Here is a 10,904-nt window from a genome sequence, read left to right as displayed (position 1 = left end):
TATTCTCTATTGATTCAGGGTTCTATTCCAAGTGTTGATCCAGTCATCCATTTGTGTATTTACAAATTCAAAATCAACTGGTTTTGTTAACTCAGCAATCTCTCCATATGTTTTATTTTCAGCTACTTCTCCACTTAATTCAACCTTTTTATTTGTTGGAGCTTCATTTAATGAAGCAGCAGTAATGGTTTGCAATTCTTCACTCAGTCTCCAGTTCACAAAATTATACGCCATTTCTTTATCTTCTGACTTAGCATTAATGTTTACAGTGTTAAAGTTTGCATAGGTTCCAGAAGCCGGAACAACATATTGAACAACTGGATGAGCCTCCGAAATCATCGGAATCGCAAAATCTCCCACAACTGCAGCAACGATTTCACCTGATTGGAACATATTCGCTAAGTCTGACGATTTAGCATAGGTTTTAACGATGTTAGGAGAAAGTTCCTCTAACCCCTCAAAAGCAGCTTTTCCATTATCAGTTGTAATGTTTACACCTTTATACTCACTCGCTACATACATCATAGAAGGTCCAAAAGTTGTCGCAATATCTGGAATAGAAATTTTTCCTTTCAATGAAGGGTCCCATAAATCAGAAAATTCATCGATCTTCATACCAGCAGCTTCTTCATCATAAATAATACCAATACTGTTAACTGTATAAGCTGCTCCAGAGCCACTTTCGCTTAAAGCTTTTGCACTATCGATCAAATCAGCAAGATTTGGAATTTTTTCTGTATCGATTTCTTCAAACAGTCCTTCAGTTGCTCCTTGAGAAGAATTTGATTGAGGCAAATCAATAATATCAACAGTTGAATTAGGGTTATTTTCAAACTTCGTATACCGTTCAGAACTCGTTCCTGTTTCCACTACAATGTCTACTCCATACTCTTCTTCAAATGGTGCAAATATATCTTCTTGCATAACATCTTCACTCAACCCAAACGTAGAAATAACTAATTCCTTATTTTCTCCGCTTGCTTCTTGCCCACATGCCATTAACACTGTTGCACTCATTACTGTCAAACTTGCTAAAATTGCTTTCTTTTTTATCACTTAAAAATCCCCCTTTTTAACATTGGTTAAACTAAAATCAATTTTTCTTTTGGAATAACAACAAGAACTTTATCTCCAACTTGGTACCCTTGTACCTGCACATCATTAACTAACAATTTTCCAATAGCCGTTTCTACCTCATATTGATAACTCTTACCTAAAAATGTACGAACTTTTATTGTACCTGTTAAACTGTTGGGCAATACTTCTTCACTATATGCAGAAAGTAAAATATCGTCAGGTCGAATCGTACCTGTTACCTGTTGTTTATCTGTCGGATGCATTGTTTCAATCAACGTTCCATTCAATGTGGTGTAAGAATGAGTATCTTTTCTGGTTAACACAAAGAAATTTTCGAATCCAATGAAGCGTGCAACAAACTCGGTTTTAGGATTCTTATAGATTTCTTCTGGAGAATCATATTGTTCAATGACTCCATTGTTCATAACGGCTACTTTATCTGAAATCGAAAAACATTCTTCTTGATCATGAGTGACAAATACCGTTGTGATCCCTAATCTGCGTTGGATACGTTTAATTTCAATACGCATACTGATGCGTAATTTAGCATCTAAATTACTTAACGGCTCATCTAGCAACAACAATTGAGGTTCAATCACTAACGCTCGAGCAAGCGCTACACGTTGGCGCTGTCCCCCAGAGAGTTGTTTTGGATAACGCTCAGCATAGTCAGATAAATCGGTAGCTGCTAAAATAGCCTGCACTTTTTTTTCAATAACTTCTTTTTTTTCTTTTCTTAACTTCAATCCAAATCCGACATTTTCTTTAACGGTCAAGTGCGGAAATAAAGCATAACTTTGAAAAACCATTCCAAAATTCCGTTTATGTACAGGAACTTTTGTTAAATTGGCATCACCTACAGTAAAGGTACCATCATTTGGTTCAATCAGACCTGCGATAACCCGTAAAGTAGTCGTTTTACCACAACCAGATGGCCCTAATAATGAGATTAATTCTCCTTTTTCCATAGAAAGATTAAGGTCTTTCAATATATTATTTTTTCCGTCATAACTAACACGGATATTTTCTAAATCAACAAACGACATAATGGTAGATGATCCTCCTTAGTGGTGTGTAACGAGATAGTTGTAAAGTGTCTGGATGATAATTAAGATGTTAGACTACTTTTGCTAATCCAAGCGTTTTTTCAATTAAAAACATTAAGATGATTGTTCCAATCATTAAAAGGACTGATAAAGCAGAAACGACTGGATCATAATTGTATTCAATATAATTCATCAACGTGGTAGGTAAAGTTGAAATTCCCGGACCAGATAAAAATTGTGAGACGGGTATATTATTAAATGAGTTAATAAAGGCCAGCATAAACGCTGCAAATATACTAGAAGAAATATTTGGCAAAACAATACTGGCAAATGCTTTCACCTTAGTACTGCCTAAAGTCCATGCCACTTCTTCTATCGAAAAGTCTAATTGTTCCAGACTAGAACCTACTACACGAATAATGTAAGGTAAACTAATTAAAAAATGTCCCAGTAACAATCCTTGGAATAAAGGTACTTGCAGACGGATAACAATAAATTGAAACAGCGAATACCCTACTACAACACCTGGGATGATGGTTGGTGATAAGAAAAAACTTTTGATCCAACTTTTACCTTTTACCCCATGTCTAGTTAACGCATAAGCAGCTGGAATCCCAACAACTAATGCTAGTAAAGTTGCCAGTAATGAGACTTCAAGACTTAATAAAAAGCTGTCCATAAAGGATTGGTTTTCAAAAACCTTAGTAAACCAACCAAATGTAAATCCAGTGATAGGGAATTGAATAGTCGATTTTTCTCCAAAAGCAGTTATGGTTATGATAATTAGAGGAATAAATAAGAATGCAAACACAACTCCCGCAAAAATGGATAACCCTCTTTGTTTACGCATCTTGTTCACCTCGCTTGTCAATTCTATGGGCAATCAAGTTAAAACCTTTCATTACAATCAAGGTCGTCACGATCATAATCAATGCAATGACACTAGCCTCTTTCCAATTGCCTAAATTCATTGCGTTTTGATAAAGAAACGTTGACAACATCATATTTCGATTTCCCCCAAGCAATTGAGGAGTCGTATACGCAGTCAGTGTACCCGTAAAGACTAAAATACTGCCTACGATAATTCCAGGGATGCTCAAAGGTAAAATGACTTTAGTAAACGCATTTACCCGACTAGCTCCAAGTGTTTCTGCTGCTTCCATAATTTCTGGATTAATATTTTCCATTACTCCTACCAAGGTGATAATTAAGATCGGTAAAAATAAATAGGTCGAACCAATGATAATTGAAAATTCAGTATACAATAAGATTAATGGCTCAGAAATGACGCCTATGCTAGTCAGAACTTTATTGATCACACCATTTTGTCCTAGTAAATTGATCCAAGCAAAACTTCGAATAACAGAATTCGTTAACATCGGAAATAATGTGAGTGCCATTAATAATCCTCGCCATTTTGGAGATGTTCCGGCTATATAGTAAGCTGTAGGAACACCTAAAATAATACAAATGACAGTTACAATCAGTGAAATGCGAATGGTACGGCTAAAAATTCCTACGTTATATGGATCTTTAAAAAATGAAATATAGGAATCAAATGAGAGCGTCCCATTAAAAAAAGTTGGCCAAATGACTGACACTAGTGGTATTAATAAAAAGAAAATCAATAAGATGAATCCCGGTGCTAGTATTAGATACGGGATTTTTTTCGACATAAGATAAATCCTCCTTAAAAAATAAAAGATACAAGAATTAGTAAAAAGAAATCTCACACTTTTTCATTATTTCTTAACATTAATGTTTCTACACAAATCAGTATAACTGTTAAAAAAAGAATGAACAATATATTTAGCGAATAAGAATACATTTAAAATAATTAATGTTCGTCTTTTTACGTACGATTTTTGTATTACTAGGATTTATCTCATTATTTCCTTCTTATTTAAATTAAAATAAAATGAGATAAATCAAAAAAAATAAGAGAGTGAGACAAAAAGCGTTTAGACCCGAATCTTCTACCTCGCATACCGTATCCCTAAGCAGCTAAAGCTGCAAGGGCTAAGGCAACTGGAACGAATAAGCGCAGTATGGTCATCGACCATCGAGCATTGTTCGCGAAGTGGACGTCGGGTCTGTTTTGGAGCACGTTTTAGAATGAATATTCGTATAAAAATAGGAGGCCAGGACTTTTGTCCCGGCCTCCTATTAACATCTATACTATTTTTTTGTAAAATTTAATGCTCTTCTTAATCAAATTCCTCCTAAAACAACACCTACGATATAAGCAACAAAAGCCGCCAAACCACCAACTACTAACATTTCAAAACCAGATTTCAGCCAATTTGATTGAGTAACTCTGGACTTTACGGCTCCAAGAATGAAGAGTGTTACTCCGGTAAGCAAAGAAGCAATTAAAAAAGTATTTTGCAACAATCCAGGTATATATATGGATAACACATAAATTAACAGTGGAACTACACCAAAAATACTAAAAGATAAAAATGTTGCTACTGCATTTTTTATTGGAGAATCTTCTGTAAGGTCAGTTCCATAGTTCTCTTTCATTATTTGATTTACAAAAGGTTCTTCATATTTTGCAAGAGTATTTACTAGTACTTCAGCATCTGGTTGAGTAATCCCTTGATTTATAAATGAACGAATCATTTTGTTCACTTCATTTTCCTGATGATTCCTGATATCAGATTGTTTTTTTAAATGTAGCGTTTTTTCATATTCGTTTTGTGATTTTGTAGAAAGGTAATCTCCTACTGCCATTGAGAAACCATCTGCCAACAAATTTGAAAAACCTAAAATTAAAACTACTTTAAAGGATAACTCGCCACCAACACTTCCTGCTACTACAGCAAAGGTTGTTATGATTCCATCTAATCCTCCATAAACGATACTTTTTATATATTTCCCTTTACCATTATGAACTATTTTTTCCGGTTTATTCATTTTCATTCCTCCTTATGTTCAGTCAGCAAAAAAAAATTTGAAGGAATACACTAATTTTTTCATTTTTAAGTCCCTTTTATTTAATTCCCCATGCTAAAAGTGATAAGTTCTATTACCCACGTCGTTAAAATTAGAAGTAGTAAACTAACCGAGAAAAGAAAGATTCCAAATAATAGATAATTATTTTTCTTTTGGATCACACTATCTTTAATAGAAAAAGCTACTATAAACAGACCTATACAACTTATTCCTATAGATCCAATCCTCTCTAAATCAGTAATGGTTGAGAAAAATAAATCATGCACCAGTAAGAAAAATTGTATGCACAAGAAAACTATTTTAGATTTTTCCAATCTTTTACTCATATCATTCCTCCTTCAACCGAATTACACCACACTCCATGTGAATATAATAACAATATATAATGCTCATTACAATACTTATTTAATAATACAATCATACTCTATTTCCCCATTTTTGAAGCAATTTCGTTCATTAAGTTCAATATGCAACAACATTATTATCACATAGATAGGGGGAAACAAGTAATTTCAACTGTTTACCTCTTTACTTCTTAATAAGCTTCATTCTGTCATTCTGGACTAGCTAACAAATTCTTTTCTACCCATATCTCTTCATCGGAATTTTTTATAATCATATCAAATGTTTTTCTGTATGGATGCATAAATAGTTCATATTGGATCCGACGTTGCTTATGAGACTGACGTAAAGCATTTATATCCGTACCTCTTTCCAAAACATCTCTTCCAACTCTTCTCATTAACTCTGTTTCATCATCTGTATAAAAGTAAATTTTCAAATCAATTAATTCAGGATCAACAAACGCCACACTCATTCCTTCTATAATGGTAACTTTTTTAGGAGAAATTAGTTCACTCTTGCTATAAAAAGTGTCTATCGTGTAAAAATCTAGCCCAGATTTGACCATGCGAATGTCTCTTTCTAAGGACACTATATGATGAGCATCTGGATGGCAAGCAGTCATTTTTGAATGATAATCTTTATTTCTATAACGATATTGAATCATAGTGTATTGTCGTAACTGTGACGTGATCATATAGGGATCTGTGTTAATATACGCTACTTCATTTAATCCTATCAAATGTGCAAGCTTAGTAGAAAAAGTAGTTTTCCCTGCAGCACCATGTCCTGAAATTCCAATAATCACCGGTTTATCTGACTTATTTATCCAATTTATGACTTCTTCAAGTAGCTTATTCATTTTCCACCCTTTTCTATCTATCTCTTCTTAGCGTTAATCGTTTATTTATAAGTTATACACAGCAACTTTATTTTACCATTATTGAAAACGGTTTTCCCCAGATTTTTTAATTCATTCTAAAGAAATACCTACAACTACACAAAAATAAAAAAAGCAGTACGGTCATTTAAATGAACTCATACTGCTTTAAAGTTAATTGAATATAGTTAAGCTAATTCAGTACCACCAGTTACACCATAAATTTGTGCAGTCACATAGCTTGATTTTGTAGAAGCTAAGAAAACATAGATATCAGAAAGTTCTACTGGTTGACCTGCTCGTTGTAACGGAGTATCTTGCCCAAAGGTTGGAATAGCTTCACTTGGCTGTCCGCCAGAAATTTGTAACGGCGTCCATATTGGTCCCGGAGCTACAACATTTACACGGATGCCTTTTGGTGCTAATTGTTTTGCTAGACCACGGCTAAATCCATTAATGGCAAACTTAGTTGATGCATAGTCTAAAAGATTTGCGCTTGGGTTGTACCCTTGAACAGAAGATGTCGTAATAATCGAAGAACCCTCTGGAAGATAAGGTAAAGCAGCTTTTATTACCCAAAAAAGCGAAAATACATTTATTTCAAAGGTTTGTTTTAATTGTTCTGTCGTAAGATCTAGAATATCTTCCACAGCTTGCTGTTTTCCAGCAATTAAGGCTAGTATATCTAATCCACCAAGTTCTTTATGTGCTTGATCAACGAGTTGTTTACAAAAGGCTTCATCACTTAGATCACCAGGAATAAGAACAACTTTTTGGCCTGCTGCTTCAATCAGCTGTTTAACTTCTTGAGCATCTGTTTCTTCTTCCGGAAGATAATTCAATGCTATATCGGCACCTTCACGTGCATAAGCAATAGCTGCAGCTCGTCCTATACCAGAATCTCCGCCTGTCACCAAAGCTTTTTTTCCAACTAGTTGTTCATTTCCTTTATAAGATTCTTCACCACAGTCTGGACGTGGATCCATTTTATTTTGTAAGGCAGGAGGTTCTTGATACTGCTTTGGAAAGTTTCCTGTAAAAAATTGATTTAATGGATTTTCTGAATTTGCATGTGTCATTTATCTCTCTCCTCATAAATTTAATAATGAATATGTTCATCTTAAAGTTTCCCTAGACCAAGTTCAAATCATATGCCTCTAATTTCTACTCTGGCTTGAACTAATGAATATACAAAACAGCCATGCAAAAGAACTGCATAGCTGTGTCTATAATGTTTTTTCTGAAAATTAATTTTTAGTGTAATTTATAGTGGCTTACTGTTATACCAGTCAGTTGAATCAAGAAAAGCTAAGTTATTTTTTTGCCATTTTATACCTGCTATCACTTTATTTGACTTGAACGTCAATTTCTTTTCACCCTTAACCTTCACGACTATTTTGTATTGTATCAGTCCTTTTTTCACTTTAAGGTATTCTATATCTTCATAAGGAATCTGAATATGTTTGCCTGAAAACTGACCCATCATTGTCAGCCCAACTAAACTAATTTCTTCTGAAGAAAAAAATAGTAAGTAGTATTGCATATCTATAAAAGATGCTAACGCTCCATAAGTAAAACTAGACATGATTCCTGGTTCTGTATACCCATAAACAAAATTTTGAGACACTGGAATATCTAGTGGTTCCATATAAGTTTCGATATTCTCTATTTTCATTGCTTCATTCACTATCACCAACTCCTTTTTATTATCTTATCTAAATCAGCTAGAAAAGGAAAAGAATATCCTCTTTCCTAATAGTACTAAATTACAAGAAACCATATTTTAGTTGCTATGTAACTAGATCAGTATAAGCATCTTATTCATTGGAACTAAAAATTTATAGAACAAGATATAAAAAAACCCCCATAATAATAAAATAAATAGCACCATAAAAGAATATTTGGGACACGATACTTTTCACAAAACGCTGCACATAATTCTCTTCTGGATTTTCCGGATTATAGTACACATCAAGAACAGACCCACGGGGAATCTCTTTTTCTAAAGGATTAAAAGAAATACGTGGATTGCGTTTCACACGCAATGTTGGTGCAAACTTATCTCCAATAACTTCTGCTTCTCCATAAAACGTAGCGGCCTTAACCATAATTCCTCGATAAACTAATTTTCCTTTATAACTTGTTCCATCAACCTCAAATTCAACTAAGGGATAAAACAAACCATTCCCACGTGCTTCATAACCATAAACCGTACCTGACGTTTTACTCGTACAGTTAACAAGCTTCTTATTATTGCGTTTCTTTAATAAGAACGCTACCAACATAAAAATTAGGACAAAGACAAACAAACCTAAAGAAAGCCAAAATTTCAATACTACCATCCTATCACCTCCTTACTACCAGTATAACAAAAGAAATAGCACTAAAGAGAAAGTGATCGCTAAAAAAACCTATACCGAAATACACTTCATCGGTATAGGTCTACTATTATTATTTTCCTAAACCACCAAGGCCACCAGCAGTTTTTTTAGCTTCACTCATTAATTCTTTTTTCTCATTTTCATCAATATCGCCATCGTCGTGAGCTTGTTTAACATCCTTCACCAATTGGCCTGCTTTTTCTTTGTCCACGTTTTTGAGTTTTTGTTTCAGTTCATCAAATTTCTGACTCATCTTAACATCTCCTCTTTCATCCATTTGTAGTACAAGTTAAGGATAAGAAAAACAGACATAAACTTCAAGAAATGTGATTTATACTTGAACGTAAAAGAAAGCAGCATCTTGAAAATCAGATGCTACTCTTCTTCCTCTTATAAAGTTATTTCTTATTGTTTGAATTTTCTTATCTAGAGTAAAGACCTATTGAATAACCTTTAAAAATCCTTCTAAGAAATCAGCTGAATTTCCAACATAACTAAAATCTGAATATTTAAAGATAGGTGCTTCTGGATCTTTGTTAACAGAAATCACTAGTTCTGCGTTTTCTATCCCAGTTGTATATTGTACAGCTCCATGAATACCCAAATTAATCAATATTTTAGGCGCAATCGTATTCCCAGATTGTCCAATTTGATCATCTCCACTAAATTTAGGGTGATCTGTCAAAGGACGAGTTACTCCGATTTTTGCACCTAGTTTACGGGCAAGTTCTTCTGCTAAAGAAAGTTCTTTAGCATCTATAGAACCTCGTCCTAGTGCAATGACTCGATCAGCATTAGCGATACTGTCACTTTTAGAAATTAAAGGGGTTTCTTCTATAATTTTCACGCGTTTTGCTTCTTTAAAGATCAAATCACTTACTTCTGTTACAGTAACTGTTTTGCTGCTGTTTTTCTTAGCTTCAAAGGTATTTGGTCGGACAGAAGCCATTTGAGGTCGGTGGTTAGGACTGATAATTTCACACATGATATTATCTCCATATGATGGTTTTGTTTGAACCAACAAGTCACTGTCAAATGATAAGTTTAAACAGTCTGAAGTCAAACCAGTATTTAACTTCGCTTGCAATCGAGGTGCGATCGAACGACCTACAACTGTTGCACCAAAAAGAATGCTATTCGGTTGGCGACGTTCTGCTAATTCTGCCATTAAGCTGGCAACTTCAGAATCCATCGCATTTTCCAAACGATTATCCCTTACAACAACGATTTCATCAGGACCATATTCTTTGATAGCTTCTTCCAGTTTTTGGTCTGCTGATTCAAATAAAATCACAACAACCTTTTTATCGCCTGCAATTTCATTTGCTTTAGTTATTAATTGATAGGTAACCGGCTGGATGATTCCTACATGTTTTTCTGCATATACCCAAATTTCTTGGCTAGTCATTTTTCTCAACCTCTCTTAAAGTAAATTAGTGGCTCTCATTTGTATTAACAATTCACGAACGGCCTCATCAGCTGTTCCTGTAAGGAACGTTGTTGCTTTCGCTTCTTTTTCCGGTGCCCATACACTACGTACAACTGTAGGAGAGCCTTTTAATCCAATTCTATCAGCATCAACAGGCAAGCTGTTTTCATCCCAAATGCGAATCGTTTTTTTATAACTTTGTTGAATGTTACGAGGCGTTGGATAACGTGGTTCATTCATTTCGCTACGAACGGTTACCACTGCTGGCAATTGGAATTCAATTTTTTGCTGCATATTTTCTAATAAGCGAGTTGCAGTCATAGTGTTATTAGTATGACTATGTAACTCACTGACAAATGTGATTTGTGGCCAGTCTAAAAATTCAGATACGATTGGACCAACTTGACTAGTGTCCGCATCTACAGATTGACGACCAAATAAGACTAAGTCTACATTTCCTAATTCCTTGATGGCTTGTGCTAAAACATAGCCTGTTGCTAAAGTATCTGCTCCACCAAATTGGCGAGAACTTAAAAGTACCGCATCATCACATCCCATGGCTAAGCCTTGACGCAAAGTCATTTCAAAATCTGGGGGTCCCATAGATAGAAGCGTAATTTCGCCTCCCCATTCTTCTTTTAAGCGAAGAGCTGCCTCTATGGCATTCTTATCATAAGGATTCATAACCCCAGCTTCTCCAGAACGAACAAGGTTTTTAGTAACCGGGTCAATTTTTAAATTATTAGAAACAGGTACTTGTTTAATACATACTACAATTTTTAAGCTCATTA

At 34.6% G+C, this 10,904-nt stretch carries 13 protein-coding genes; all 13 read right to left on the bottom strand.

Annotated features, from left to right (window positions below; genetic code table 11):
- Positions 1 to 6: 6 nt before the first annotated feature.
- Entirely contained in the window at positions 7 to 1,053 is a 1,047-nt protein-coding gene (locus NST49_RS04750) for an ABC transporter substrate-binding protein (RefSeq protein ID WP_034538691.1), read from the bottom strand.
- A gap of 29 nt (positions 1,054 to 1,082) precedes the next feature.
- Positions 1,083 to 2,123, bottom strand: coding sequence for an ABC transporter ATP-binding protein (locus tag NST49_RS04745; protein WP_034537592.1), 1,041 nt, complete (start codon positions 2,121 to 2,123; stop codon positions 1,083 to 1,085).
- Between the two features lie 70 nt (positions 2,124 to 2,193).
- Positions 2,194 to 2,973 (bottom strand): ABC transporter permease, encoded by a 780-nt coding sequence (locus tag NST49_RS04740; RefSeq protein WP_034537595.1) that lies wholly within the window; start codon positions 2,971 to 2,973, stop codon positions 2,194 to 2,196.
- On the bottom strand, positions 2,966 to 3,799 hold the full coding sequence (locus NST49_RS04735; RefSeq protein ID WP_034537597.1) for an ABC transporter permease: 834 nt from the start codon (positions 3,797 to 3,799) through the stop codon (positions 2,966 to 2,968). Before NST49_RS04735 ends, NST49_RS04740 begins: the two co-directional genes overlap by 8 nt.
- Before the next feature lie 535 nt (positions 3,800 to 4,334).
- Positions 4,335 to 5,042 carry a VIT1/CCC1 transporter family protein gene (locus NST49_RS04730; protein ID WP_301426674.1) on the bottom strand — a complete coding sequence of 236 codons (708 nt, stop codon included), beginning with the start codon at positions 5,040 to 5,042 and terminating at the stop codon, positions 4,335 to 4,337.
- An 80-nt stretch (positions 5,043 to 5,122) separates the two neighbouring features.
- Positions 5,123 to 5,407, bottom strand: coding sequence for a hypothetical protein (locus NST49_RS04725; RefSeq protein WP_301426673.1), 285 nt, complete (start codon positions 5,405 to 5,407; stop codon positions 5,123 to 5,125).
- A 227-nt stretch (positions 5,408 to 5,634) separates the two neighbouring features.
- Positions 5,635 to 6,285 carry a uridine kinase family protein gene (locus tag NST49_RS04720; RefSeq protein ID WP_251165721.1) on the bottom strand — a complete coding sequence of 217 codons (651 nt, stop codon included), beginning with the start codon at positions 6,283 to 6,285 and terminating at the stop codon, positions 5,635 to 5,637.
- A 206-nt stretch (positions 6,286 to 6,491) separates the two neighbouring features.
- Positions 6,492 to 7,382: an SDR family oxidoreductase gene (locus NST49_RS04715; protein ID WP_341047321.1), complete on the bottom strand. Its 891-nt coding sequence runs from the start codon at positions 7,380 to 7,382 to the stop codon at positions 6,492 to 6,494.
- A gap of 185 nt (positions 7,383 to 7,567) precedes the next feature.
- Positions 7,568 to 7,990, bottom strand: a complete 423-nt coding sequence (locus tag NST49_RS04710; RefSeq protein ID WP_023179173.1) for a hypothetical protein — start codon at positions 7,988 to 7,990, stop codon at positions 7,568 to 7,570.
- Between the two features lie 151 nt (positions 7,991 to 8,141).
- A complete protein-coding gene (locus NST49_RS04705) occupies positions 8,142 to 8,645 on the bottom strand; it encodes a DUF3592 domain-containing protein (protein ID WP_251165723.1) in 504 nt (167 codons plus the stop codon).
- Between the two features lie 109 nt (positions 8,646 to 8,754).
- The gene (locus tag NST49_RS04700; protein ID WP_238336916.1) at positions 8,755 to 8,937 is read right to left on the bottom strand and encodes a hypothetical protein; all 183 of its coding nucleotides are present in this window, start codon (positions 8,935 to 8,937) and stop codon (positions 8,755 to 8,757) included.
- Between the two features lie 186 nt (positions 8,938 to 9,123).
- Positions 9,124 to 10,092, bottom strand: a complete 969-nt coding sequence (locus NST49_RS04695) for an electron transfer flavoprotein subunit alpha/FixB family protein (RefSeq protein ID WP_251165724.1) — start codon at positions 10,090 to 10,092, stop codon at positions 9,124 to 9,126.
- Between the two features lie 15 nt (positions 10,093 to 10,107).
- The gene (locus tag NST49_RS04690) at positions 10,108 to 10,902 is read right to left on the bottom strand and encodes an electron transfer flavoprotein subunit beta/FixA family protein (RefSeq protein WP_187948528.1); all 795 of its coding nucleotides are present in this window, start codon (positions 10,900 to 10,902) and stop codon (positions 10,108 to 10,110) included.
- Positions 10,903 to 10,904: the final 2 nt, after the last annotated feature.

It is taken from the genome of Carnobacterium sp. FSL W8-0810, from assembly GCF_038007125.1.
GTDB lineage: Bacteria > Bacillota > Bacilli > Lactobacillales > Carnobacteriaceae > Carnobacterium_B > Carnobacterium_B inhibens.
The sequence above is the reverse complement of the archived record's forward strand: the minus strand, read 5'-3'. Positions and strand labels throughout refer to the sequence as shown.

Bases quoted from the DNA above. Each gene is read 5' to 3' on its own strand.
- NST49_RS04700 (WP_238336916.1), bottom strand. From the start codon at position 8,937: ATGAGTCAGAAATTTGATGAACTGAAACAAAAACTCAAAAACGTGGAC.
- NST49_RS04705 (WP_251165723.1), bottom strand. From the start codon at position 8,645: ATGGTAGTATTGAAATTTTGGCTTTCTTTAGGTTTGTTTGTCTTTGTC.
- NST49_RS04725 (WP_301426673.1), bottom strand. From the start codon at position 5,407: ATGAGTAAAAGATTGGAAAAATCTAAAATAGTTTTCTTGTGCATACAA.
- NST49_RS04735 (WP_034537597.1), bottom strand. From the start codon at position 3,799: ATGTCGAAAAAAATCCCGTATCTAATACTAGCACCGGGATTCATCTTA.
- NST49_RS04690 (WP_187948528.1), bottom strand. From the start codon at position 10,902: ATGAGCTTAAAAATTGTAGTATGTATTAAACAAGTACCTGTTTCTAAT.
- NST49_RS04740 (WP_034537595.1), bottom strand. From the start codon at position 2,973: ATGCGTAAACAAAGAGGGTTATCCATTTTTGCGGGAGTTGTGTTTGCA.
- NST49_RS04715 (WP_341047321.1), bottom strand. From the start codon at position 7,382: ATGACACATGCAAATTCAGAAAATCCATTAAATCAATTTTTTACAGGA.
- NST49_RS04695 (WP_251165724.1), bottom strand. From the start codon at position 10,092: ATGACTAGCCAAGAAATTTGGGTATATGCAGAAAAACATGTAGGAATC.
- NST49_RS04720 (WP_251165721.1), bottom strand. From the start codon at position 6,285: ATGAATAAGCTACTTGAAGAAGTCATAAATTGGATAAATAAGTCAGAT.
- NST49_RS04745 (WP_034537592.1), bottom strand. From the start codon at position 2,123: ATGTCGTTTGTTGATTTAGAAAATATCCGTGTTAGTTATGACGGAAAA.
- NST49_RS04730 (WP_301426674.1), bottom strand. From the start codon at position 5,042: ATGAATAAACCGGAAAAAATAGTTCATAATGGTAAAGGGAAATATATA.